Here is a 24,688-nt window from a genome sequence, read left to right on the forward strand (position 1 = left end):
GGCCCTTCCCCGAGCCGCCGCGCACGATCTCGAGCTTTCGCAAAATGATCGTGATCGCGCCTCCGCGGCCCGGGAGCGCTACCCCTCCGCGCCGTTGCCGTCGCGGCGGCGGGCCAGGGAACCCGGCCACCACAGGATCGGTCCCGCGTCCCGGACGAGCGCGGGCACCAGCAGCGAGCGGACGACGAGCGTGTCGAGCAGGACGCCGAACGCGACGATGAACGCGATCTGGACCAGGAACGCGAGCGGGATGACGACGAGGGCGGCGAACGTCGCGGCGAGCACCACGCCCGCCGAGGTGATGACGCCGCCGGTCGTGGTGAGCCCGCGCAGGACGCCGTCGCGCGGCCCGTCCCGCAGCGACTCCTCGCGCACCCGCGTCATCAGGAAGATGTTGTAGTCGACGCCGAGCGCGACGAGGAAGACGAACCCGTACAGCGGCACCGAGGCGTCGGTGCCGGTGAAGCCGAACACGTGCCGGAACACGAGGGCGGCCACACCGAGCGTCGCCAGGTAGTTGAGCGCGACGGTGGCGACCAGCAGCAGCGGCATCAGCAGGGAGCGGAGCAGGACGACGAGGATCGCCACGATGATCGCCAGCACGACCGGCACGATGACCTTCCGGTCGTGCTGCGCGGCGGCCTGGGTGTCGACCTGCTGGGCCGTGTAGCCGCCGACGAGCGTGCCGTCGATGCCGTCCAACTCGCCGCGCAGCCGCTCGACGGTCGCCCTGGCGGCCTCGCTGTCGGCGGCGTCGTCCAGCGTGACGTCCACGAGGGCGCGGCCGTCGACGACGAGCGGCGCGCCGCTCCCCGGCCGTCCGGCGGTGCGCGGGCTCGCCCCGGCGACGCCGCCGGTGCGCTCGGCCGTCGCGACGACCTCCCCCACCGCCGCGGCGTCGGTGAGCACGACGGCGGGGTTGCCCTGACCGCCCGGGAAGTGCTCGTCCAGCGCCTCCTGCGCGGTCACGGAGGGTGCGCCGCCGACGAACGTCTCGCTCAGCGGCACCCCGTCGGAGCGCAGCTGCGGCATGAACGCCGCGCAGGCGATCAGCGCGATCAGCGAGCCCGCCCACAGGCGGCGGGGGCGGCGGTCCACCAGGCCGGCGACGCGCTGCCAGACACCGTGCCCGGACCCTAGGCGGTCGCGGTGCGGCTTGGCGGGCCAGTAGGCGGCGCGCCCCAGCAGGACGAGGGCGGCGGGCAGGAAGGTGAGGGCGCTGAGCAGGGCACAGCCGATGCCGATCGCGCCGACCGGGCCGAGGGCCCGGTTGTTGGACAGGTCGCTGAGCAGCAGCGCGAGCAGCCCGGCGGCGACCGTCCCGGCGCTGGCGGCGATCGCCCCGGCCGATCCGCGCCACGCGGCCAGCACGCCGGGCAGCCGTCCCGAGCCGGCGGCGAGTTCCTCCCGGTACCGGGAGGACAGCAGCAGCGCGTAGTCGGTGCAAGCGCCGATCACCAGGATGAACAGGATGCCCTGCACCTGCCCGTCGACGGTCACCACGTCCTTCTTGGCGAGCCCGTACACGATCGCGCAGGCCAGTGCCAGGGCGAACACCGACCCGATGATGATCACGAACGGCAGCAGCAGGCTGCGGTACACCACGAGCAGGATCACCAGGACGACCGCGACGGCGACGCCGAGGAGCAGGACGTCGATGCCCGCGAACGCGTCGCTGAGATCGGCCTGCGTGGCGGCGGGCCCGCCGACGTACGCGCGGGTCCCGGGCACCCCTTCCGCCGCCTCGCGGACGCGGTCCACGGCATCGGCGATGTGGTCGCCCGCGTCGGCGGGGATCGGCACGACGGCCTGCAGCGCGGCGCCGTCACGCGAGGGGATCGGCGGGGACGGCGCGCCCTCGATGTACGGCGCGCCGCGCAGCGAGCCGAGGGCCCGCGCGGCCGCCGCGTTCTGGTCGGGCGCGATGGAGCCGTCCCGGGCCGTCCAGACGACGATGGCCGGGATGGTCCGGTCCCGCTCGAAGGCGGCCTGCTCCTCCAGCACCCGCGTCGATTCGGCGCTCGTCGGCAGGAAGGACGACTGGTCGTTGCTGGAGACGTCGCCGAGCTTTCCGGCGAACGGCCCGAACACGCCGCCGACCACGAGCCAGGCGAGCAGGAGCACGACGGGGACGGACCAGCGGGCGGCTCGAGGTGCGGGCATTTTCCGTTTCCTGGGGTCGCGGGGACCGGGCGGGGGCACGGTGTGAACGCGTTCCGCGCGGGGAGGACACACGGAAAGTTACCTCAATCATTGAGATAACGCTATTCTGGGCGCGTGCCCTCGCAACCATCCCCTCGGCCGGACGGTCCAACCACGCCGGAGCCCGCCACCGACCTGCGCACGTTCGCGGTGCTCCTGCGCCGGGTGGACTCCGAGCTCGGCCGCGTCACCCGCGACTTCGCCCGCGGCCAGGGCCTGCACCACTCCGACGTCCAGGCCCTGGCCGCGCTCCTCGACGGCCTCGCGGCGACGCCCGGCCAGTTGCAGCGGCACCTGAGCCTGACGTCCGGCGCGGTGAGCGCCTGCCTGCGCCGGCTCGAGCAGGGCGGGCACATCGAGCGCGTCCGCGACACCGGCGACGCCCGCGTCGTCCGGCTCCGCTACACCGAGTCGGGCCGCGCTCTCGCCCGCGAGCACTTCCGCCCGCTCGCCCGCACGACCGAGGACGTCCGCCGCGGCTTCGACGAGGCCGAGCTGCGCACGATCGTCCGGTTCCTCGAGGCGCTGGCCGACCGGCTCGAGGAGGTACCGGACGGCCCGTGACCCCGCGCCGCCCGATTCCTCACCCGGTATGGGGCCACCCCGGCATCGTGCAATTGATGACCAGCCGGGTCACCATGAGCATGCACTCGATGGAAGGCGGCATGGAGGGCGTCCTCGCGCGCTTTCTGGAGGCCGGGCCGCCGCCGGAAACGGCCGTCCGCCGGGCCGCCAGGAACCGATGGAATTGAGCGGGCCGCGAATGGGCGGCATTTCGTTGTCGCGTTGTTCTTTCCTACAACGATGAAGCATTTATACCGCGCCCGCCTCCACCGTTCAGCAAACTGTCTCCGAAACCCCCGACCGTGCGTGACGGCGCACTGCTAGGAGACGTTCCTTCGTGAAGTTCAGCTACGCCATGCTCCCCGACTACCCGGTCTCCGAGTCGCTGGCGTCCATCAGGCTCGCCGACGAGCTCGGCTTCCACGCGGTGTACGCGGCCGACGAACCCTGGCACAAGGACCTGTGGCTGCTGTTCGCCGCAGCCGCGGCGAGCACCTCGCGGATCCGGCTCGGCCCGTCGGTGTCGGCGGTGACCCTGCGCGAGCCGTCCCTGATCGCGCAGGCCGCCGCGACGCTGGACGAGCTCACCGGCGGCCGCGCCGAGGTCGTCCTGGGCAGCGGAAACTTCGGGGTGCTCGCCCAGTACAAGATCGACTGGGCGCGGACCAAACCGCTCACCCGGGTCAAGGAGGCCGTCGCGGTCGTCCGGACCCTGCTGGACGAGGGCACGATCACCCGGGACGGCGAGTTCTACTCCTACGACGGCCTGTTCACCCTCGCCCGTCCCGTCCAGGAGCGGCTGCCGGTCAAGATCGGCGCGATGCGCGGGCCGAAGTCGTTCGAGGCGGCCGGCGAGCTGTCCGACGGCGTGCACCACGCGCTCAGCTACTCGCGCGGCGCCTACGAGTACGCGGTCGAGCACTTCCGGGCGGGCGCCGAGCGCGCCGGCAAGGACTGGCGGTCGCTCGACATCGGCGCGTGGGTGGTGTTCGCGGTCGGGCCCGACTCGGCCGCGGCCAAGGAGGCCGCCCGCAGCATGGTCGGCCTCTACGCCTCGGCGATGCCGCCCGAGCAGCTGGAGCGCAACGGCGTCGACCCGGCGGACCTGGCCCCGGTCATCGAGGCCATCGGCGCGGGCGACCTGGCCAAGGGCATCGAGCTGACCACGCCGGAGATCACCGAGAAGCTCTCCCTGTCGGGCACCCCCGACGAGGTCCGCGCCAAGATCGAGAGCGACATCGCCCCGACCGGGGTCAACCACATGATCTGCGCGATCACCGACCCCGGCCTGGTGAAGTCGCTCACCGGCCGCGACCTCGCCGGCGTCCCGGACGTGGACGGGCAGCTCCGGCTGATCCACGAGCACCTGATGCCGGCCTTCGCGTGACCCGCGCGAGCTGACCCGCGCGCCGCGTGCGCGGCCCCGGGACGGAGAAGTCCCGGGGCCGCGCACGCGGTCAGGCGAACCGCCGTCGTCGAACGTGGCGCGGCCGCAGCCGAGAGTTACCAGATGACTACTTGAAGCAACAGTCGCCTTGCTCGGCGGATGCAGAACCGCCGCTCGGGCATCGCCTGCCCCGGTGGTCCCGGTGCTTCAGCCGGTCCGCTTGCGGGGGCCGGTGAAGCCGAACAGGTAACCCGCGACCTTGCGCATCTGGATCTCCTCGGCCCCTTCGGTGATCCGGTAGCGGCGGTGGTGCCGGTAGATGTGCTCGAACGGGGTGTGCCGGGTGTAGCCGAGCCCGCCGTGTACCTGCATCGCGCGGTCGGCCGCCTCGCACACGAACCGGTTGGCGCGGTAGTTGCACATCGACACCCGGTCGCTGATCTCCAGGTGCGGGAGCCGGTCCAGCTCCCACGCGGTCTTGCGGACCAGCCCGCGCAGCATCTCGGCCTCGGTCTGCAGCTCCACCAGCGGCCACTGGATCGCCTGCCGCGTCGCCAGCGGACGGCCGAACGTGCTGCGCCGCCGCGCGTACTCGACGCTCCGGTCGACGCAGAACTGTCCCGCGCCCACTCCGGACGCGGCCTGCCGGATGCGGTTCTCGTGCACGAACGTCTGGGCGACCGCCAGCCCCTCGCCCTCGGCACCGAAGATCACCGAATGCGGGACCCGGACGTCCCGGAGCGTGACCTCGGCGTGGTCGGTGGGCATGTTGAGCGTCCACCAGTGGAAGTCGACGGACAGGCCCGGGGTGTCCACCGGGACGATGAACGCGGTGATCCCGCGCGCGTCGCCGGGGTCCCCGGACGTCCGCGCGAAGACCACGTCGTGGGTGGCCGAATGCATGCCCGAGTTGAAGCGCTTGGCGCCGTTGATGACCCAGTCGCCGCCGTGCCGGACGGCCGTGGTCTCCATCCAGGTCGCGTCGCTTCCGTGGTCGGGCTCGGTGAGCCCGAAACCGACCCGCTTCTCGAGGGTGAGCATCGGCTCCAGGAACTCCTGCCGCTGCTCGGCGGTGCCGTATTCCAGCATCATGTGGACGAACGGGAAGTTCCCCACGACCGAGGCCTCGTTCTGCAGGTCGTTGTGCAGCCCGAGCCCCTTGTGCGCGAGATGCTCGCGGATCACGGCCATGTCCAGGTTGTTGCCGCCCGATCCGCCCGCCTCCTCGGGCAGGCCGTAGCGCAGCCAGCCGGCGGCGTCGGCGCGGCGGAACATCTCCCGCAGCAGTTCCTCCCACTCCGGCCGGGGGACGCCGCCGTTCTCGAAGTCGGTGCGGGCGTACTCGCGGCGGTGGTCGAAGAACCGCCGGTTGTCGTCCTGCTCCTCGAGGGGCGCGATCTCCCGGTCGATGAACGCGTCGAGGTCGGCAAGCAGGCGGGTCAGGTCAGCGGGCAGCGCGAAATCCACAAGTCCTCCTGAACGCTCGTTTAGCTAGCATGACACCGGCCGCAGTGCCGAGCCAAGGGGAGGGCAGCGATGCACGAGATCCGCTACGCGGTGGACGCCGGGGTCGCGACCTTGACCATCGACCGTCCCGACAAGCGCGGAGCCATGACGTACGCGATGGGGAGGCGTTGGCCGAGTGCTTCGCCTCCGCGGGCCACGCCGAGGGCGTCGCGGCGTTCCTGGAACGCCGGCGGCCGCGCTTCACCGGCCGGTGACGGTCCCGCGCGCGGCGGATCGGGCGTCGTGCCGGTGGCCGACCGTGTCCAGGGCCATCCGCTGGTAGACGGCGGCGACCTCGTCGGGCGACATCGGTCCCGACTCCCAAAACCAGGTCGCCACCGCGGTGCAGGCGGTGACGATCATCCGCGCGGCCTCCTTGGGGTGGGGGGTACCGAACGCCCCGCGCACGACGCCGTCGCGGACGACCCGGTCGAACATGCGCTGCTGCGTGTCGCGCTTGGAGACGATCAGCCGCCGGGCCTGCTCGGTGAGGCTGCGCAGTTCGGTGTTGCCGAGCAGGCTCTCGCGGCGGAACCGGGTGTGGGCCAGCACGTGCTGCCCGACGATCGCGCACAGCCGGTCGGCCGGGTCGTCCCCGGCGTGGAACAGCGCCTCCTCGGTGCTCTCCACCAGCCGGTCCATGCCGCGGTCGAGGATCGTCAGCAGCAGATCGTGCTTGGAGCCGAAGTAGTGGTAGATCAGCCCGGGGCTGACCCCGGCCGCCTCGGCCAGGTCGCGGACCGAGGTGCCGTGGTAGCCGTGCCGGGCCATGACGTCCACCGCGGCCATGATGATCGCCTCGGCGGCGGGGTCGTCGCCGGCCGACAGCGCGTTGCCGCGCCCCGCGGGCGTCCGCGCCCGCTCGTCCTTCCCCGCTGTGCCCACGCCGCCCTCCCGCCGCTCATCGCCATTTTACCGGTCTGAACAGACGTTCAACATCTCTCCGCAGCGACGCGACCGCTGCCCTGGCCAGTGGCCAGGGGTCTCGCGGCCTCCAGCACCTCAACACACACCTGCACGAACGTGCGTTCAACGACTGCCCGAGGCGTGCAGGCCTGGGTGCGTGACACAGGACGCGGCCGCCGTCGGTGCCGCCGGCCGGCCGGCGTCGGGCGCGGGACCGAGCGGCGATCCAGATGCTCTCCGTGGGTGTTCGCGGGTACTCATGAGCACTCTCCCGCCAACGGTTCCGGCCCCGTCGCCGACCGGTACCTGGCGGCGATGCCGGGCCAGCCGGTGGTGTAGCCCTGCCCGAGGGGCCTGAACCTCCACTGGCCGGCGCGGCGGTACAGCTCGGCGAGCAGCATCGCGGTCTCCGTGGAGACGTCCTCGTCGAGGTCGTACCGCGCGAGCGCGCGGCGGGCGTCGCCGTCGCGCAACTGGACGTACGCGCCGCTGATCCCGCAGTGCGCCGCCGTCGTCCGTCCGGCGGGGACGTCCACCGACATGGCGAAGTACACGCTCTGCGCGATGCCGGGGAGCGCCGGGAGGTCGACGTCGAACACGGCCGCGCCGTCCCGCCGATCGGGCCCGTCCGGCCCGCCGTCTCCCCCGGCACCGGTCGCGCGCCGCAGGCATCCGTCGGGCGCGCTCGGCCGTCCGGGAGACAGCACGTACTCGGGCGAGAGCGAGTATCCGTGGTGCCCGACGACGAACGCGTGCGCGTCGGACGGGCACAGCGGGGCCGACGGGCCGGTGCGCCCCACGTCGACCAGGAATCGCCGCACGCCCGGGGCGATCTCGCTCAGTGACAGGCTGCGCCCCTTGGACAACCGGTAGCCCATCGCCCGCCCCTCAAGCGGTCCGCCGGAGCGGCCCGTGCCGCCACGACACTCTGCAGTTTTCGTTATGAACAGACATTGCCGGACCCGGGCGATACAGACATCGAACCCGCGTGCGCACCCACTACATTCGCATCACCTCCGGGTACACGAACCCGTCCTCGACGGACGGCCGTTCCCGTCAGGTCCCGGTCCCGGCGCCGGGACCTGCGGTGCGCCGGCACGATCATCATGGAGAGCGCGACGGCGGCCTTGCGGCCACCGGTGCCGAGCGGAGTGCGTCGCCGCCGAAACGGGCGGCCGCTGGGCGCGCCCTTCGCGTCACGGGAGGTTGGGGTCCCATTCGTCCGGGGCGAGGAAGGTCGCGGGCCAGGCTCCGGAGGCGATCAGGAGGCCGGTCTGCGTGCGGATGACGTCTCCGATGCGGTGGGCGAGTTCGCGCGGGAGTTCGAGCCGGCTCGTCGCGGCCACGCCGAGGCGCTGGGTGAGCGCGGGCTCGCGCAGCGGGGCGTGGCGCAGCCGCCCGGCGCCGAGTTCCGGGCCGCACGCCGAGAGCGGCAGGACGCCATAGGCGAGGCCCGCCTCCATGAGGTCGACGGCGACCCGGAGGGAGTCGGTCGCGAAGCGGGAGTCGATCCGCACCTTCCGCCGCAGCGCCGTGTTCTCGACGAGCCCGGCGATCCCGGCGTGCGAGCCGGGGAGGACGAGCGGCAGCCGTGCGAGGTCGGCGAACTCCAGCGGACGGACCGGCCGCAGGTCCGAGCGCGGTCCGCCGACGACGACGAGGTCCTCGACCAGGAGGTCGCGGCTGAACAGCCGGTCGTCGGCCACCGGATTGATCAGGGCCGTGTCGATCGTCCCGTTCAGCATTCCCTGGACGAGCGCGTCGGTGCCGGCGACCGTCACATGGAAGCCGACCTTCGGGAACAGGGCGCCGAGCGCCGCCAGGAGGGGCGCGGCGAGAACGCCGGCGGCGGTGGGCGGCAGGCCGAGGCGCAGTCCCCGTTCGACGCGCGCCAGCGGCGAACCGGCGTAGAGCAGGGCGAGTTCGAGCTGCCGCAGCGGCGCGGCGGTGGACGCGCGGAGCCGTTCGCCCTCTTCGGTGAGCTCCACGCCGCGCGACGTCCTGCGGAAGAGCGTGACGCCGAGGTCCTCCTCGAGGAGGCGGACGTGCCGGCTCAGCGCGGGCTGCGCGACGCCCAGCACGTTCGCGGCGCGGGTCATCGAGCCCTCTTCGGCTATGCACAGAAAGTACTTGAGCCTGTGAGTGTCCATCGCAGCCCGGAGCGTACCACGCCATAAAAATCTGATATGGCCGGACGTCGAAATCTATATTGGCATCCGGAAAATGTGCGGTCGTAAACTCCCGGGCACAGGACGGAATCGCGGCTTTCCGCCTTGCCGACCTGGGCACATCCGGCGGCGGAGCGGGTGAGAGGAGTTCTCGGTGGACCCTGAAGAACGGGATTGGGCCGAGGTGATGGGCCTGGACCGGCTGCCGCGGCACATCGTGGAGAAGCGCGTTACCGACCTGATGGATTTGGGCGGCAAGAAGGCGATCGTGACCGGCGCGGGCGGGGACGGCCTAGGGCAGGCGATCGCGAACCGGCTCGGGGGTTGCGGCGCGGACGTCGCGCTGGTCGGGCGGACGCTGGAGAAGGTCGAGCGCCGGGCCGAGGAGGTCACGCGGCGCTGGGGCGTGCGGGCCGTGCCGGTCCGGGCCGACATGTCCGACTGGGACCAGGTGCACCGCGCGGTGGCGGAGTGCCGGGAGGCGCTCGGCGGGCTCGACATCATGATCAACAATCCGGTGATGGCGCACGCCGGGCCGTTCGAGGGGTTCACCAGGGAGCAGATCGACCACACGGTACTGGGCAGCCTGACGATGATGATGTACGGCGCGCACGCCGCGCTGGAGCATCTGCTGCCGCAGGGCTCGGGGAAGATCATCAACATCGGGGCCGTCGGGGGCCGCATCCAGCAGCGCGGGCTGGTGGTCTACAACGCGTGCAAGGCGGGCGTGGTCGGGTTCACGCGCAACCTGGCGCACGAGATGGCGCCGCGCGGGGTGAACGTGCTGGGCGTGGCCCCCGGCATCATGATCAAGCCGGATCTGCAGCGGCGCGTCCTCGATCCGCGCAGCGACCAGGACCGGGCCGCGCTCGGCGCGGTCGCGGAGGCGATCACCACCCAGGTTCAGCTCGGGCGGGTCTGCCTGCCCGAGGAGGTCGCCAACATGGTCGCCTACCTGGCGTCCGAGGCCGCCGGCTACATGTGCGGCCAGACCATCGACGTGGCCGGCGGCCAGTGGATGAACTGATGCCCGTCCCATGGCATCGGCCGGCTCTGGACTGGAGGCCGAGTGACGACCATCGATGAATTGACGAGAACCGCCGTCGAGGAGACCGGGCTGGACGATTTCGGCGACGATTCCTTCCGGGAAGGGCTCGCCGTTCTGCTGGTCTCGCTGCGGGACGAGGCACGGCTGAACGCGCGCGGTGCGGAGTTCTTCCGCGACCGCATCATCCGGTACCTGTCGCAGCGGCTGCAGGTCGAGGACTGGTACCGGCGGCACCCGGAGATCGACGACGTGCCGATCGCCGCGCCGCTGATCGGGCTCGGGCTGCCCCGCACCGGTTCGACCGCGCTGTCGCTGCTGCTCGCGCAGGACCCGGGCGTCCGGTACCTGCGGCGCTGGGAGTCCTCGCAGCCGTGCCCGCCGCCGTCGACCGTGCGGGGCCCCGATCCGCGCGTCCCGACCGGGAGGGGCGAGATGGTCGGCACCCGCCACCACGTCCCGGTCCACGCGCACGGGCCGATGGAATGCCACGAGCTGATGGCGCTGGACTTCCGGTCGCACATCTTCGTGTCGTTCGCGCGGATGCCCTCGTACGCCGCGTGGCTGGTCGAGGAGGCCGATCTCACCTCGACCTTCGCGTACCAGCGGCGGGTGATGAAGCTGCTGCAGTGGGGCGAGCCGGAGCGGCCGTGGCGGCTCAAATGCCCCTCGCACGTCCTGTTCCTCGACCACCTGGACCGGGTGTTCCCCGACGCCCGGTTCGTCATGACGCACCGGGATCCGACGGACGTCCTGCTGTCGGTGGCCGACCTGTACGCCGACATCATCGGGAACTTCACCGACGACGTCGACCGGCTCGACATCGGCCGGCTCAACGTCGAGCACTGGACGCTCGGCATGGAGCGGGCGCTGCGGTTCCGCGCCGACGGGGCCGACGGCCGGTTCCACGACATCGACTTCCGCGCCATGCAGGACGATCCCATCGGGGAGGTGAGAGGCCTGTACGCGTGGCTGGGCGAGGCGGTCGGCGACGAGTTCGAGCGCGGGATGCGCGGCTGGTGGGCGGAGGCGGCGGCCGAGCGCGAGCCCGGCGCTCGCGCCGACCCGGTCGCCTTCGGGATCGACCTCGACCGCGTGCGCCCGTCGTTCGCCCGCTACGTCGAGGCGGCGGGCCGCTGGACCGGCCGCCCGCTCCACGCCGGCCGCTCGGGCCGCGCCGGCCGCATCGGAAAGTGAGGAAGCAGATGGCCGTCGATCTGACCGGAGGCATCGACCCGTCCCGCGAGTACGTGTTCGCCGAGCGCCCCGACGACCCGGAGATGCGGGACTCCGTGAGTTTCTGGGTCGTCGACGATCGCGGCGAGGTGGGCCTGCCGCGCGTCGGCGTCGAGGCGGTCGCCGCCAACTGGCACTCCCACGACTTCCAGATCAACGTCGCCTTCGGCGACGGGCGCGTCTACCGCCTGCGCGACGGCGGCCCGTCGCGCCCGCCCGCGGACGCGCGCGGGCGCCCGGCGGTCCTGGGTGCCGGCGGGCTGGAGTTCCGCTGCGTCGACCCGTTCGGCGTCTGGACGATGGCCTACACCGGCGAAGCCGTCCGGACGTCCTCGTCCGATCTCGCCGCGGGCCGGACCGACGGCCCGCGGGTCGACGTCCGCTTCCACGTGGAGGCGCGCATGGCGGTGCCGCCGTGGGTGCAGGGCGCGCTGCTGGCCGACGCGGGGTCGCGGCTGAAGGACTCGGTCGAGGGCGGTCTCATGGGCGGCCCGCGCTACGAGCAACTGTTCCGCGCCGCCGGCTCGCTCACCGTCGACGGCGGCGAGGAGCACCGCTTCACCGGAAGCGGCCTGCGCATCCGGCGGCAGGGCGTCCGCAGGCTCGCCGAGTTCTGGGGGCACTGCTGGCAGTCGGCCGTCTTCCCCGACGGACGCGCGTTCGGCTACATCGCCTACCCGCCCCGGCCGGACGGCCGGCCCACCTTCAACGAAGGGTTCGTCTTCACCGGCGACGGCGGCCTCATCCCCGCGCGCGTCGTGAAGGCGCCCTGGCTGACCAGGCTCCAAGCCCTGGGCGAGGACGTCTCGCTCGTTCTGGAGACCGAAGCCGGAACCGTCGCGATCGACGGCGAGACGGTGTTCTCCACCCACGACGTCCACCACGCCGACGACACCTACTCGGTGCGGGCGCTCAAGGCGGAACAGCGCGACTTCCCCGCGGTCCACCAGGCGGGGGTGCGCTACCGCTGGGACGGCGAGGAGGCGTTCGGGATGCTCGAACGCTCCAGCCCCCTCGACAAGATCGCCCGTAACTAGCATCCGGAACGGGAGCACACCATGCGCGGACTGCGCGGCAAGGCGTTCATCGTGGCGGGCGGCGCCACCGGGATCGGCGCGGGCACCGCCCGGCGGCTCGCCGAGGAGGGCGCGCTCGTCGCCGTCGCCGACATCGACATCGAGGGGGCCGAGGCCACCGCGGAGGAGATCGCGCGGGCGGGCGGCCGGGCGATCGCGGTCGGGTTCGACCTGTCCGACGACGAGTCCGTCCAGGACATGGTCGCCCGGACGATCGCCGAGTTCGGCACCCTGGACGGGCTCCACAACGTCGGCGCGGACCTGTCGCCGGGCAACATCGGACGCGACACCACCCTGCTGGACACCGGCATGGACGTCTGGCACCGCACCCTGGACGTCAACCTCCTCGGCTATGTCCGCACCAGCCGCGCCGTCCTGCCGCACCTGCTCGGGAAGGGCGGCGGCAGCATCGTCATCACCTCGTCCGGAGGTTCCCTGGGCACCGATCCGTCGCACGTCGCCTACAACGCGTCGAAGGCCGCCGTCAACCAGCTGACCCGGCACATCGCGGTCAACTGGGGCAGTGCGGGCATCCGCAGCAACTGCGTCATGCCGGGCCTCGTCATGGGCGAGACGCAGGAACGCCAGAACGACCGGGAACTCCAGGAAGCCTTCATCGCCGCCGCCAGGACGACGCGGCTCGGGGTGCCGGACGACCTGGCGTCGGTCGTGGCGTTCCTCCTGTCCGACGAGGCCGAATGGATCAACGGTCAGACGTGGTACATCGGCGGCGCTTCCCACCTCCGCCAGTGACCGCGCCGGGCCGGCCGCGTCATCCCGGTGACGGCGTGCTTGGACGCGTCGTAGCCGATGTCGGCCACGACGGCCCGTGCGCTTTCCCGCCCGAACCGGGCCGCGGTGGCCCGGCCGATCCCGCGCGCGGCCCCCGTGAGGAGCGCGACCTTCCCGCCGAGCAGCCGTCCCTCGTTCGTCATGTCCCCTCCCGTTCGAGGAACCGGGCGATGGTGTCCAGCGCCGCCGCCGACTCCGGCCGGTCGGGGGCGACCGCGGGCCAGGCGTGCGGCACGTCCCGCTCGACGCGGGTCTCGGTCGCCACGCGGGCCCGCGCGAGGCCGGACGCCATGGCGAGGGCGTCGTCCAGCAGGACCTCGTCGGTGCTCGCGAACAGCAGGGTCGGCGGGAACGCGGCGAGGTCGGACAGCAGCGGCGACGCCAGCGGATCGCCCGGATCGTGCCCCTGGAGGTACTGCGCGGCGGCCTCCCGGGCCGCGGCGCGGGAGAACAGCCGGTCGGACGCGCCCCGCGAGGCGTAGCTCGCCGCGGCGCAGCGCAGGTCGAGCCACGCCGACGCCAGGACGAGCGCCCGCGGGCCCGCGATCCCCGCCCGGACGCACGCCGCCACCAGGGCCGCGGCCAGGCCCCCGCCCGCCGAGTCGCCCACGGCGGCCGGGGGACGTCCGCGCTCGGCGAGGATGCTCTCGTGGACGGCCAGCGCGTCGTGCAGGGCCGCCGGGAAGGGATGCTCCGGCGCCAGCCGGTAGTCGACGGCGACGACGCGGGAACCGGTGGCGGCCGCGAGCCGCGCGGCGAACGGGGCGAACAGCGCCGCCGAGCCCAGCCGGTAGCCGCCCCCGTGGAAATACGTCAGGACGTCCCGCGGACGCGGCGGATCGCAGACGAGGCAGGGCACGTCCCCGTAGCGGGCCTCGTGGATCTCGACGCCGGGCACCCGCGGCCGGGGAGGGCTTCCCGCGGCCGCGCGGCGAGCGGCGAGGCCGGCGGGCGTCGGCATCGTGGAACGGCGCGGCTCCGGCAGCGCCCCAGCGGGCGGATCGGCGCTCACAGCGAGACGTAGGGGTCTTTGATCGAGACGCCGCCGTCGACCACGATCGTCTGGCCGGTCATGAACTCGGAGAGCCCGCTCGTCAGGAACAGCGCGGCCGACGCGATGTTGAACGGCCGCCCGTTCCGGCCCAGCGGGACGGGCACGGTGGGCCGGTCGCTCTCGGCCCCGTCCGGGAACGCCGCCATGAGGCGCGGCGTCAGGATGGACCCGGGCGCGACGGCGTTCACCCGGACGCCGTGCGGGCCCAGCTCCTCCCCGAGCGTCCGGACCCAGGAGATGAGGCCGGCCTTGGCGGCTCCGTAGGCGCCGTGCCGCACCGACGCGGTCAGCCCGTTCACGGACGCGACGAAGACCATGGTGCCGCGCGTGCCGGTGTCGACCATGTGCCGCCCGACGTGCCGGCCCAGCAGGTAGGCGTGGCGGAGGCAGATGTCGAACTGCGCGTCCCAGGTCCGCTCGTCCAGGTCGAGCGCCCCGACCCACTCGGCCAGGCCGACGATGTCGACGAAGCCGCCGAGCGGCCCGCCGACCGCCGCCGCGGCCTCCTCGACCAGCCGGACGACGTCGTCCGCGCGGGTCACGTCGCCGACCCACGGCACGCCGCCGACCTCCGCGGCGATCTCGTGGGCGCGCTCGGCGTCGATGTCGGCGCACACCACGCGCGCCCCGCACTGGGCGAGCGCGTGGCTCGCCTGGCGCCCCATCCCCTGCCCCGCGCCGACGACGACGAGGTTGCGGCCGTCGAGCCGGAGGAGGTCCTCGTATCTCGGAACCGGACTCTGGTCGGTGGATGTCATGGTCTGCCCGCCTTCCGCACGTCGGCCGTCGGTCGTTTCCGCGTCCCCGGCCCGTCAGGCCATGGAGACGCCGCCGTTCGCTCGCAGGACCTGGCCGGTGACGAAGCGCGAGGCGTCCGCCGCGAGGTAGAGCATCGCCCAGGCGATGTCCGTCGGCTCGCCGATCGTGCCGAGCGGCGCGTGCGCCGCCCGCTGGGCGAAGATCCGCTCGCGTTCCGCCTCGTCGACGGTGCCGTCCTCACCGGTCCAGTAGCGCGAGGTCATGCCGGTCGGCACCCAGCCCGGGGCGACGGTGTTGGCGCGCACCCCGTGCCGGCCGACCTCGGCGGCGAGCGCTCGGGTCAGCGTCGCCACCGCCGCCTTGCTCATCGCGTAGCACGAGATCCCGGGCGAGGCCGTGTCCATCCCCGTGGACGCGACGTTGATGATCGAGCCCGATCCGCGGGGCGTCATCGCGCGGGCCGCCGCCGCGCATCCCCAGTAGGTGCCCTTGACGTTGATGTCGAGGATGAGATCGAGGTCCGCCTCGTCGACGTCGACGACCGCGCCGTAGCGGATGACCCCGGCGACGTTGGCCCACACGTCGATCCGCCCGTGGCCGTCGAGCGCGGCGCGGGCCACGCCGTCGACCGCCGTCCGGTCGGTGACGTCGGCGGGGACGACCGTCGCCGTTCGGCCGAGTTCGCGGACCGCCCCGGCCGTCTCCCGGAGGCCCGGCTCGGCGACGTCGGTCAGCACGATGTCCGCCCCGGCCTGGGCCAGCGTGACGCAGGTCTGGCGGCCGATGCCGCCGGCCGCGCCGGTGACGACGGCCGTCCGCCCGGTGAGGTCGAAGGCCCGTTCAAGCTCGGTGTGCATGATGCTCCGTCGGGTTCTCGTTTCGTTCAAGTGAAGGACTCTTCGCAATACGCGGAATCCGGACGAGGCCGGGTGCGGTACGTTTCACAGCGTCCGTCCTGTGGGGGGCGGACGTCCGACCGAGGGGAACGCGATGGCACGACCGGCGCCCGCCGCCGAACGGGCACTGAAGATCATCGATCTGCTCGTCACGCACCGCGGCGAGCAGTTCACGATCTCCGACCTCGCCCGGCGCACCGGCATGAGCCTCGGCTCCGCGCACGCGGTGCTCGCCGTCCTCGAGGAGCGCGGCTACCTCGGCAGGCACCCGGTCCGGCGGACCTACGGCCTCGGGCCGGCGCTGGTCAGCGCGGGGATGGCCGCGATCGAGCAGCATCCGGCGATCCGCGTCGCCACCGAGCAGATCGGCGGCCTCGCCGCCGAGCTCGACGCCGACGTGGTCGTCACCGCGGCCACGCCCGTGGACATCGTGTTCGTCGCCGTGGGCGGCCGGGGCTCGCGGTACGGGCCCGGCTTCCGCGAGGGCGAGCGGGTCCCGCTCGTCCCGCCGCTCGGCCTGGTCTTCATGGCGTGGGCGCATCCGGACGAGGTCGAGGACTGGCTCGCCCGCGCCCCGGTCGGCCTCGACCGCGACCGGGTCGAGGCCGCGCTGGCGACCGTCCGCGACCGCGGGTACGCGCTGGGACAGGTCGCGGCGATGGGCCGGACCCTCGCCGCGCCCCGGACCGCGCCCGGCGGGGCGGGCCCGGCGGACGCGGGGGCGCGGGAGGTTCTGATGGAGACGATCTCGCTGCACGACGGCTACGACCTGCCCATCGTCGAACCGGGTGGGGAGTACGAGCTGGGGATGGCGTCGGCGCCGGTGTTCGACGCCGACGGCCGCGTCATCGTCGCCGTCACCGCCAGCGGCTTCTCCCCCGCGCTGACCGGGCGTGAGGTCACCGAGATCGGCGCGCGGGTCAGGGCGTGCGCCACGGTCGTCACCAAGCGGACGCGCGGCAGGCTGCCCGGCTGACGGGCGGCGCCCCGGTCAGGCCCCGTCGAACAGGGCGTCGTAGTCCACGCGGTGCCCGCGCTTCTCCAGCTCGGGGAGCACCTCGGTGCCGAGCAGCTCGATGCTGCGCATCACCTTCTCGTGCGGCAGGGAGCCGAACTGCGAGTAGCACAGCAGCTGGTCGACGCCCGCGTCCTCGTACCGGAGGATCTTGCGGAGGCACTCCTCGGGCGTCCCCACGATGATCATGTCCTGCTCGGTGTAGCGCGCGATGTCGATGTCGCCCCGGATCGTGGGCTCCAGGAGCGGGAAGGCCTTCTGCTTCTCCTCCTCGGGCAGGTGGGCCAGCTCCCATTCGAGCATGAACTCGGCGAGGTTCTGGTACCACCACTTGACCGACTCCCAGATGCCGTAGCGCTCGGCCTCCTCGGGGTCGTCCGTGCAGTGCACGAGGGTGTACGCGCCGACGCGGTCGTTCTTGAACCGCGAGAGCGGCCGATCGCAGTCGGCCTGGCCCCGGCGGTAGGTCTCGATCGCCTCGGCCATCTTCTCGACCGGCTGCATGAGCGCGAACGACAGGAGGCCGAGCCCGAGTTTCCCGGCGTTGTAGGCCGACGTCGGGCTGGCCGCGGCCAGCCAGGCGGGCGGGTGCGGGTCCTGGTGGGGGCGCGGCGTGATGAAGCGCTCGGGGAAGTCGATCGTCTCCGACTTCCACGACATCCGTTCCCTGCCCCAAGCCGCGATGACGAACTCGAACGCCTCGCGCCACATGTCGCGCGAACGGTCGTCGGCGGGGACGCCGAAGGCGAGCTGCTCGTTGGGCGTCGACCGTCCCGACCCCCATTCGACGCGGCCGCCGCTCAGCACGTCCACGGTGGCGACCTTCTCGGCGACGCGCACGGGGTGCTGGAATCCGGGCGGGAGCAGCACCACGCCGAACCCGAGCCGGATGTTCTCGGTGATCTGCGAGAGCGCCCCGAGGACGGTCTCGTTGCTCGGGCACGCGGACCGGCCCTCGCGGAAATGGTGCTCGACCGCCCAGACCGTCTGGAAGCCGAGGCGGTCCGCGAGCCTGATCTGCTCGAACGCCTCCGCGTAGATCTGCCGCTCCGCGTTCTTCTGGCCGTCGGGGAAGGGCTCCGCGTAGGGTCCGGGCTTCGGCTGGAACTCGTACATCAGGTCGAGCTTCACGTCTTCTCCTTCTCTTCGGGCACGTACCGGTTCAGGCGGCGAGAAGCCGTCCGAACCGGCTGCCGTGAAAGATCAGCGGGCGGCGGCCGGCGTCGACCCGCAGTGCGTGGACGGCCAGCAGCGCGATCGTGTGGTCGCCCGCCGGGAGCTCCTCCTCGATCGAGCACTCCAGCCAGGCGACCGCCCCCAGGACGAACACCGCCCCCGCCGCGCAGGCGCTCCAGTCGACCCCGGCGAACCGGTCGCCGGACCGCAGCGACAGGGCGCGGCACGCGTCGTTGTGCTGCTCGGCCAGGACGCTGACGCCGAGCCGCCGGCCCCGGCGGAGCCGGGGCCAGGTGGACGAGGAGTTCCGCAGGCACACGAGACCAGTCCCGGGTCGATCGAGACGCAGGTGAAAGCGCTCGCGGCCATGCCGACCGGCTCCTCGCCGTCCAGCGCGCAGAGCGCCGTGACGCCGCTCGGGAAGCAGCCGTACGCCTCCTTCAGCTGGGCCGGATCCCCGGTGACGGGTTCGAGCTTGACCACGAGCCACAACCCTTCTTGCGTCAGTCTTTCGTTATAGCGAAAAACTCTTTCGTATATGGCGAGTATGTGCGCGCCTCCGAGAACTGTCAAGGGCGGCGGACGGAGGGGCCCGCCGGTCACGGGTCGCGGCATGCGGGACCCTCCGGCGAGCGGTCGACCGCACGAGGGCCCTCGTCGTCGGCGGCGCCTCTTCGGCAGTGCACTCCCGGGACATGCCGCCGGGACACGAGGGCCGAAGCAAGATCAACGGCCGACTTCGGAAACGCCCGCGGGACATGCCGCGAATCCGGAGAATTCGGTGCCGGGACGGCATGGGAAAGAGCCACGCCGTCTTCTACGAGCGGCGGCCCTCATGGCCGGCCGCCTTCCTGCCCCGCCACCGGAGCGAACCGCCGTCGGCCTCTCGTCGGCCCTCTCGCCGGGCCTCTTGTCGTCGCCCTCTTGCCGGGCCTCTCGCCGGGCCTCTCGCCGGGCCTCTTACCGGACCTCTTGCCGGGCCCCTCGCCGGGCCTCTCGCCGGGCCCTGTCGTGCCCTCGGTGGCCGCCCGCGCTCGCGGACGGCCTGCGGCGCCCGCACGGCGAGGCCCGTCCGCCCGCTGCTTCCGTCGCAGCGGGCGGACGGGCCTCGCCGGTTGCTCCCCGGCGCCCGGGAAGCGCTAGGCCGGCTGCCCGGCCGGCTCCACCAGCGGGAAGTGGCATGCGGCGTACTGGCCCTCCCGGATCTCGCGGACCTGCGGCTCCTCGGCGGCGCAGCGGTCCTGCGCCAGGGGGCAGCGGGTGCGGAACCGGCAGCCGGTGGGCGGCGACAGCGGCGAGGGCATGTCGCCCTCGAGCGCGGGGCCGGTGAACCGCTCGTCGGGATCGGTCAGCGGGACGGAGTCGAGGAGGGCGCGGGTGTAGGGATGGGCGGGCGAGGCGTAGACCTCGGCGGAATCGCCGAACTCGCACACCTTGCCCAGGTACATGACCATGACGTTGTCGCTGATGGTGCGGACGACCCCGAGGTCGTGCGCGATGAACACGACGGTCAGGTCGTACTCGGCCTTGAGCTCGGAGATGAGATTGAGGATCTGCGCCTGGACGGACACGTCCAGCGCGGACACCGGCTCGTCGCACAGCAGCAACTGCGGGCCGACCGCGAGGGCCCTGGCGATGGCGACCCGCTGGGCCTGCCCGCCGGACAGCTGCCGGGGCAGCATGCCGACGAACCGCTCGTCGGAGAGGGCGACCTTCGCCAGGACGTCCGCCGACTTCTCGGCCCGCTCGGCGGCGGACGCGCCGGTGACGGTGAGGCCCTCGACGACGATGTCCTTCACCGCCCGGCGGGGGTTCAGCGAGGCCACCGGATCCTGGAAGATCATCTGCATCCGGCGGCGGAGCTCGCGCATCCGGCGCTCGCCGGCCCGTTCGATCCACTCGCCGTCGAAGCGGATCCGCCCGGAAGTCAACCGGTCCAGGCGGAGCAGGGCCCGCCCGGTGGTGGACTTGCCGCAGCCCGACTCTCCGACGATCCCGAGCGTCTCCCCGGGCAGGACGTCGAAGCTGATGTCGGAGACCGCCTGGACCGTCCCCGCCCTGCCCGGATACTCGACGACCAGCTCGTGCACCGACAGGAGTGCCCGGTCCCCGCGCAGGTGCGCCGTCCCGCTACCGGCCATCGAGATCCGCTCCTTCCAGGTCCGCGACCGCGGGTGCGGTCACCGGACGGACACAGGCCACCAGGTGGTCCGGCGCGATCGGTTCCATGACCGGACCCGGATCGCGGCACTCGTCGTCGGCGTGCAGGCAGCGCGCCGTGAACCGGCACCCCTCCGGCAGGTTCGTCGGGTCCGGCAGCGTTCCGGGGATCAGCCGGAGCGGGGCGTTGCGCTCGTGCTCGAGGGTGGGCGTCGCCTCCAGCAGGGCGTGGGTGTAGCGGTGCCGGGGCGTGTCGAACACCCGGCGGGTCTCGCCCACCTCGGCGAGCCGCCCCGCGTACATCACCGCGACCCGGTCGGTCTGCCCGGCGACGACGGCGAGGTCGTGGCTGATCAGCAGCAGCGACATCCCGCGATCGCGCTGCACCCGGCGCAGCAGGTCCAGGATCTGCCGCTGGATCGTGACGTCCAGGGCGGTCGTCGGCTCGTCGGCGATCAGCAGATCGGGCTCGCACGCCAGGGCGATCGCGATCATCACCCGCTGGCGCATGCCGCCGGACAGTTCGTGCGGGTAGGCGCGCAGCCGACGTTCGGGGTCGGGCACACCGACCTCCCGCAGGAGGTCGATCGCCCGGCCGCGCGCCTCGGAGCGGCCGACGCCGAGCAGCTTGCGCATCCCCTCGGTCAGCTGGCGCTCCACCCGCACGACCGGGTTGAGGGACCGGCCGGGGTCCTGGAACACCATCGCGACCTGCTTGCCCCAGATCTCGGACCGCTGCTTGCGGGACATGCCGAGCAGGTCCCGGCCGTGGAAGAGCACCTCCCCGGAGCAGACCGCCCGGCGCGGCAGCCGGTCCATGATCGTCCGGGCCATCATCGACTTCCCGGATCCCGACTCGCCGACGACCCCCAGCGACTGGCCGCGATCGACGTGCAGGGACACGTCCTGCACCGCCCGGACGACGCCCCGGCGGGTGCCGATGTAGGCGTGCAGGTTCCGCACCTGCAGCACCGGTTCAGCGTTCATGATCTGAGCCTCTCGTCCGGTGATCGCGTCACCGCTCCATCCAGAGTTCTTCGGGCAGCAGCGAGCCGAACCCGTACTGCTCGGCGCCGTGGACGTTCGCGGCCGTCTCCACGGCGGGCGCGGCACGGGTGTAGTAGATGGCGGGGACGAGCGCGGCCACCCGCTCCTGCACCACCTTGTACGCGGCCTTGCGCTCCTCCAGGGACGACGAGGTCCGCCCCTTCTCGAGCGCCGCGTTCAGCTGCGGGTCGTCGACGCCCGACATGTTGGAGCGGGACCGGCCGTGGTAGCCCGCCCACAGCTGCGGCTCGGGATCCACCATCAGGGTCGAGGAGATGAGCATCTCGAAATCGTGGGAGCCGTAGACCTTGGCGGTCTCCGCACTGGCGATCGTCCGGATCTCGACGTCGACGTTCTCGAACGCGCCGAGCTGCGCCTGGACGCTCTCCGCCACGCCCAACGACTCCGTGCTGTTCTGGGCGGTGAAGGTGAACGAGACGGGCTCGCCCTCGGCGGCCAGTTCGTCGAACAGCTTCTGCGCGAGCGCCTTGTCGTGCTTTCTCAGCTCGACGTCCGAGTAGAACGGCGAGGATTCCGCGAACAGCCGCCGCGGGACCTCACCGTGCCCGTTGTACTGGGACAGGTTCGTCGCGTCGACGTCCATGGCCGCGGACACGGCCCGGCGCGCCCGGATGTCGTCGAACGGCGGCCTGCGCGTGTTCATGAACAGCGCCTGGCCACCGCTCATCTCCACGACGTCCGTCGCGAAGCCGGCCTCGCGCGCCTTGGCGATGGACTTCCAGCTCGTGTCCACGACGACGTCGACATCACCGCTGAGCAGGGTGCTCAGCCGCTGCATGGTGTCGGCGGTGGAACGCACGGTGATGCCGTCGAGGTAGGGCTTGGGGGCGTCCCAGTAGCGGGGGTTCCGCTCCAGCTCGATCTTGTCCTGGCGCGACCACGACTCCAGGACGAACGGCCCCGCGCCGATCGGGCGGGCGTCGAAGGCCCGCCGCCCCTGCTTCAGCGCCGCCGGCGACGCGATCCAGTTCATCGCCCCGACCACCACGTTCTGCGCGTAGCTCGGGACCTGGGCGCGCAACCTGATCCTCAGGGTCGTGGCGTCCACCACCTCGGTCGAGGCGATCTGCGCCGCGTACCTCAGGGAGGACGACGCGGTGGCCGGGTCCCGGATCCGGTCCCAGTTGAACTTCACGGCGGCCGCGTCCAGCGACTCACCGTCCGAGAACGTCAGCCCCTCGCGCAGCTTCAGCACGAAACTCTTGCCGTCGTCGTCGGTGGTGAAGCTCTCGGCCATCTTGTAGCCGATCTCGCCCGTCCGCACGTCGTTGGTCATCAGCGTTCCGTACAGGGCGTTGCCGAGGGCGGCCTCGTAGGCCCACACGTTCGAGAGCGCGGCGGGATCGAGGCTGCGCGGTTCGTTGATCATGAGCAGGCGGGCGGTGCCGCCCCGCACGGGCGGGCCGGTCGGGCCGCTCGGCCCGGTGGAGGTTTCGGTCGCCGGGCCGCTGCACGCGGCCGTGACCAGTGCCGCGACGCAGGCCATCGCGACTGCCAGGTGACGTCTGGTTCGGATCATCGTCGCCCTCTTGTCAAGCGGTCCGCAAAGGGACGGCTGTCAGTCGTGCAGGGTCCGGTCGAAGCGGCGCCGGAGGTGGTCGCCGGCCAGGTTCAGCGAGAACACGGTCAGGAAGATGACCAGTGCGGGCATGAGCACCATGTGCGGGGTGTCGGTGATGGCGTCCTTGCCGTCGTTGATCATGCCGCCCCAGCTCGGCGTCGGTGGCGGGATGCCCAGCCCGAGGAAGCTCAGCGACCCTTCCGCCACGATCAGCGCGGCCATCACGATCGGCAGGTAGGCCCCGAGCGAGGGCAGCACGTTGGGCAGGATCTCCTTCAGCAGGATCGGGCGGTGGCCCGCTCCCATGTTCCGCGCCGCCAGCACGAACTCCCGCGCCGACCAGACGAGGGTGTTCGCGCGCGCCAGCCGGACGAAGGTGGGGATCACCAGCAGCGTGAGCCCCATGAGCAGGGTCTCGAGGCTGGGGGTGAGGATGGAGGACAGCGCCATCAGCAGGATCAGCGGCGGGAACGCCAGCATCGCGTCGGTCAGCAGCCGCACCACCGCGTCGAGCCGTCCGCCGAAGTAGCCGGCGAGCATCCCGAGGAGGCCCCCGACGGTGAACCCGATCACGCTCGCGAGGACACCGACGACGAGCGAGACCTGCGCTCCGTGCACCGCCCGCGAGAAGATGGACCGGCCCAGGTAGTCCGTCCCCATCGACAGTTCGAGGGAGCCCCACTGCGGGCCCTGGTGCGGCGTTCCCACCGCCGTGATGTAGGGCGCCAGCGGCAGCAGGCCCGCGAACAGCGCCATGCCGATCACCGCGATCAGCCACGTGTACGCCAGATAGACCAGGACCGACCGGGGTTTGCGCACCTGCGGGACGACCGGAAGCGCGAGGCGGCCCGCGGTGGACGGTGACTGTGTCACGCCGTCGCCACCTTCCTGACCCGGGGGTCGATCAATCGGTAGCTCAGGTCGACCACCGTGTTGATCACGACATAGACCACCGCGACGAACACCACCACTCCCTGCACCATGACCAGATCGCGCGAGACGATCGAGGTCGTCAGCAATTGACCGAGGCCCGGCAGCAGGAACAGCGTCTCCACGATCACCGTCCCGCCGACGAGCCGGCCGAGATTGATCCCCGCGAGGGTGACCAGCGACATCGACGACGGCCGCAGCGCGTGCCGGAACATCACGTAGACCGCCCCCATCCCTTTCGCCCTGGCCGCGCCGACAAAGTCCTCCTGGAGCGTTCCGATCAGGTCCTCGCGCAGCACGCGGTGGAAGGCCGCGATCTCGATCAGGGCGATGGAGATCGCGGGCAGGAGCGCGGCGCGCAGGTTCGCGCCGATGCCCTCGCCGAGATCCGACCATCCGATGACGGGGAACCAGCCGAGCTGCAGCGCGAGCACGTAGATGAGCACCGGACCGGCGATGAACGCCGGCACCGACAGGAACACCGAGGACAGCACGTTGATGGCCCGGTCGACCGGGCTCCCCGGCCGCGCCGCGGAGGCGACGGCCAGCAGCACCGAGACGACCAGCGCGATGGCGAGCGCCATCGCGGCCAGTTGCAACGTGACCGGCAGCCGCTCCACGATCGCTTCCGTCACGGGCTGCCCGGTGAGCGGAGAGGTTCCCAGGTCGCCCCGGACCGCGTTGCCGAGCCAGTCCAGATACTGCGCCCAGAATGGTTGATCCATTCCCAGTTTCGCGTTCAACGCGGCGATCGATTCCGGTGTCGCATCTTCACCTAGAATGACCGACGCGACCGAACCGGGCGCCATGCTCATCAGCGATACCACGGCCAAACTGACCAGTAGCACCACGAGGAGACTGCGGCCGATTCTGCTGATGGAGGTGAACAACATACGGCTCGCCTTCCTGAGCACTCTTGCAGGCGGACCGCGCTCCCGCATCGGCTCTCACCAGCACGGGACCAACGGTTCCGGCCGGAGAGTTCGGATCCCGCCGGCCGCCGCCGATTACGAGAACGTTACTTCCGCCACACGAGAAAGACAAGTGCTGTCCGCGAGAATATTGCTTCGACAGAGCTGCTCCGAAACGGCTCGCATCCAGCCGGGAACGTACCGCTTCCGCAGGCCGCTGAACAGGCCTGTCAAGAAATGATCAAGCAGCGAGGCGGCGAGGACGTTATTTACGCC

24 protein-coding genes are annotated in these 24,688 nt (G+C 72.1%); 8 read left to right on the plus strand and 16 right to left on the minus strand.

Features of this window, described 5'->3' with window-relative positions:
* Nucleotides 1-78: 78 nt before the first annotated feature.
* Nucleotides 79-2,163: an MMPL family transporter gene (locus F7P10_RS02265; protein ID WP_151007852.1), complete on the minus strand. Its 2,085-nt coding sequence runs from the start codon at nt 2,161-2,163 to the stop codon at nt 79-81.
* Nucleotides 2,164-2,277: 114 nt separating this feature from the next.
* On the opposite strand from F7P10_RS02265, the gene F7P10_RS02270 reads away from it, so the two are divergent.
* The 3 genes from F7P10_RS02270 (at nt 2,278) to F7P10_RS02275 (ending at nt 4,153) form a co-directional block, all read left to right on the plus strand.
* A complete protein-coding gene (locus F7P10_RS02270) occupies nt 2,278-2,766 on the plus strand; it encodes a MarR family winged helix-turn-helix transcriptional regulator (RefSeq protein ID WP_151007853.1) in 489 nt (162 codons plus the stop codon).
* A gap of 56 nt (nt 2,767-2,822) precedes the next feature.
* Nucleotides 2,823-2,954, plus strand: coding sequence for a hypothetical protein (locus F7P10_RS44980; RefSeq protein WP_302851419.1), 132 nt, complete (start codon nt 2,823-2,825; stop codon nt 2,952-2,954).
* A 149-nt stretch (nt 2,955-3,103) separates the two neighbouring features.
* Complete coding sequence (locus F7P10_RS02275; protein WP_151007854.1) at nt 3,104-4,153, plus strand: LLM class flavin-dependent oxidoreductase; 1,050 nt, start codon at nt 3,104-3,106, stop codon at nt 4,151-4,153.
* Nucleotides 4,154-4,360: 207 nt separating this feature from the next.
* Here the strand turns inward: F7P10_RS02275 and F7P10_RS02280 are convergent, their stop codons facing one another.
* The 4 genes from F7P10_RS02280 to F7P10_RS02300 all read right to left on the minus strand — a co-directional run bounded on the left by F7P10_RS02280 (nt 4,361) and on the right by F7P10_RS02300 (nt 8,715).
* Nucleotides 4,361-5,620, minus strand: coding sequence for an acyl-CoA dehydrogenase family protein (locus tag F7P10_RS02280; RefSeq protein ID WP_151007855.1), 1,260 nt, complete (start codon nt 5,618-5,620; stop codon nt 4,361-4,363).
* Between the two features lie 240 nt (nt 5,621-5,860).
* Nucleotides 5,861-6,544 carry a TetR/AcrR family transcriptional regulator gene (locus tag F7P10_RS02290; RefSeq protein ID WP_254716361.1) on the minus strand — a complete coding sequence of 228 codons (684 nt, stop codon included), beginning with the start codon at nt 6,542-6,544 and terminating at the stop codon, nt 5,861-5,863.
* A 278-nt stretch (nt 6,545-6,822) separates the two neighbouring features.
* Complete coding sequence (locus F7P10_RS02295) at nt 6,823-7,443, minus strand: TerD family protein (protein ID WP_151007856.1); 621 nt, start codon at nt 7,441-7,443, stop codon at nt 6,823-6,825.
* Nucleotides 7,444-7,761: 318 nt separating this feature from the next.
* Nucleotides 7,762-8,715: a LysR family transcriptional regulator gene (locus F7P10_RS02300; RefSeq protein ID WP_151007857.1), complete on the minus strand. Its 954-nt coding sequence runs from the start codon at nt 8,713-8,715 to the stop codon at nt 7,762-7,764.
* Between the two features lie 172 nt (nt 8,716-8,887).
* Here F7P10_RS02300 and F7P10_RS02305 point away from each other — a divergent pair, with 172 nt between their 5' ends.
* The 4 genes from F7P10_RS02305 to F7P10_RS02320 are packed head-to-tail and all read left to right on the plus strand — an operon-like array spanning nt 8,888 to nt 12,843.
* Nucleotides 8,888-9,760, plus strand: a complete 873-nt coding sequence (locus tag F7P10_RS02305) for an SDR family NAD(P)-dependent oxidoreductase (RefSeq protein WP_218040334.1) — start codon at nt 8,888-8,890, stop codon at nt 9,758-9,760.
* Nucleotides 9,761-9,820: 60 nt separating this feature from the next.
* Complete coding sequence (locus F7P10_RS02310) at nt 9,821-10,975, plus strand: sulfotransferase (protein WP_218040335.1); 1,155 nt, start codon at nt 9,821-9,823, stop codon at nt 10,973-10,975.
* A gap of 8 nt (nt 10,976-10,983) precedes the next feature.
* Entirely contained in the window at nt 10,984-12,051 is a 1,068-nt protein-coding gene (locus tag F7P10_RS02315; protein WP_151007859.1) for a hypothetical protein, read from the plus strand.
* 21 nt (nt 12,052-12,072) lie between these two features.
* On the plus strand, nt 12,073-12,843 hold the full coding sequence (locus F7P10_RS02320) for an SDR family NAD(P)-dependent oxidoreductase (protein WP_151007860.1): 771 nt from the start codon (nt 12,073-12,075) through the stop codon (nt 12,841-12,843).
* On the opposite strand, the gene F7P10_RS02325 is transcribed toward F7P10_RS02320, so the two are convergent.
* The 4 genes from F7P10_RS02325 to F7P10_RS02340 are packed head-to-tail and all read right to left on the minus strand — an operon-like array spanning nt 12,801 to nt 15,552.
* Entirely contained in the window at nt 12,801-13,025 is a 225-nt protein-coding gene (locus F7P10_RS02325; RefSeq protein ID WP_151007861.1) for a hypothetical protein, read from the minus strand. The two genes, F7P10_RS02320 and F7P10_RS02325, sit on opposite strands and share 43 nt — an antisense overlap.
* Nucleotides 13,022-13,894, minus strand: coding sequence for an alpha/beta hydrolase fold domain-containing protein (locus tag F7P10_RS02330; RefSeq protein WP_151007862.1), 873 nt, complete (start codon nt 13,892-13,894; stop codon nt 13,022-13,024). Before F7P10_RS02330 ends, F7P10_RS02325 begins: the two co-directional genes overlap by 4 nt.
* Nucleotides 13,891-14,694, minus strand: coding sequence for an SDR family NAD(P)-dependent oxidoreductase (locus F7P10_RS02335; protein ID WP_151007863.1), 804 nt, complete (start codon nt 14,692-14,694; stop codon nt 13,891-13,893). The genes F7P10_RS02330 and F7P10_RS02335 overlap by 4 nt, the downstream gene beginning before the upstream one ends.
* Nucleotides 14,695-14,748: 54 nt before the next feature.
* Nucleotides 14,749-15,552 (minus strand): SDR family NAD(P)-dependent oxidoreductase, encoded by an 804-nt coding sequence (locus tag F7P10_RS02340; RefSeq protein WP_151007864.1) that lies wholly within the window; start codon nt 15,550-15,552, stop codon nt 14,749-14,751.
* A gap of 133 nt (nt 15,553-15,685) precedes the next feature.
* Here F7P10_RS02340 and F7P10_RS02345 point away from each other — a divergent pair, with 133 nt between their 5' ends.
* Nucleotides 15,686-16,567 carry an IclR family transcriptional regulator gene (locus F7P10_RS02345; protein ID WP_151007865.1) on the plus strand — a complete coding sequence of 294 codons (882 nt, stop codon included), beginning with the start codon at nt 15,686-15,688 and terminating at the stop codon, nt 16,565-16,567.
* 15 nt (nt 16,568-16,582) lie between these two features.
* On the opposite strand, the gene F7P10_RS02350 is transcribed toward F7P10_RS02345, so the two are convergent.
* From F7P10_RS02350 to F7P10_RS02380, 7 genes are all read right to left on the minus strand, one after another.
* Nucleotides 16,583-17,737: an LLM class flavin-dependent oxidoreductase gene (locus F7P10_RS02350; RefSeq protein WP_151007866.1), complete on the minus strand. Its 1,155-nt coding sequence runs from the start codon at nt 17,735-17,737 to the stop codon at nt 16,583-16,585.
* Between the two features lie 31 nt (nt 17,738-17,768).
* A complete protein-coding gene (locus F7P10_RS43015) occupies nt 17,769-18,101 on the minus strand; it encodes a flavin reductase family protein (RefSeq protein WP_218040336.1) in 333 nt (110 codons plus the stop codon).
* A gap of 820 nt (nt 18,102-18,921) precedes the next feature.
* Nucleotides 18,922-19,923, minus strand: a complete 1,002-nt coding sequence (locus F7P10_RS02360; protein ID WP_151007867.1) for an ABC transporter ATP-binding protein — start codon at nt 19,921-19,923, stop codon at nt 18,922-18,924.
* Nucleotides 19,913-20,929: an ABC transporter ATP-binding protein gene (locus tag F7P10_RS02365; RefSeq protein WP_151007868.1), complete on the minus strand. Its 1,017-nt coding sequence runs from the start codon at nt 20,927-20,929 to the stop codon at nt 19,913-19,915. The genes F7P10_RS02360 and F7P10_RS02365 overlap by 11 nt, the downstream gene beginning before the upstream one ends.
* 28 nt (nt 20,930-20,957) lie before the next feature.
* Complete coding sequence (locus tag F7P10_RS02370; RefSeq protein WP_151007869.1) at nt 20,958-22,529, minus strand: ABC transporter substrate-binding protein; 1,572 nt, start codon at nt 22,527-22,529, stop codon at nt 20,958-20,960.
* Nucleotides 22,530-22,568: 39 nt separating this feature from the next.
* Nucleotides 22,569-23,444, minus strand: coding sequence for an ABC transporter permease (locus F7P10_RS02375; protein WP_218040337.1), 876 nt, complete (start codon nt 23,442-23,444; stop codon nt 22,569-22,571).
* Complete coding sequence (locus F7P10_RS02380; protein WP_368077450.1) at nt 23,441-24,442, minus strand: ABC transporter permease; 1,002 nt, start codon at nt 24,440-24,442, stop codon at nt 23,441-23,443. Before F7P10_RS02380 ends, F7P10_RS02375 begins: the two co-directional genes overlap by 4 nt.
* Nucleotides 24,443-24,688 lie beyond the last annotated feature (246 nt).

It is taken from the genome of Actinomadura sp. WMMB 499 (assembly GCF_008824145.1).
Classification (GTDB): domain Bacteria; phylum Actinomycetota; class Actinomycetes; order Streptosporangiales; family Streptosporangiaceae; genus Spirillospora.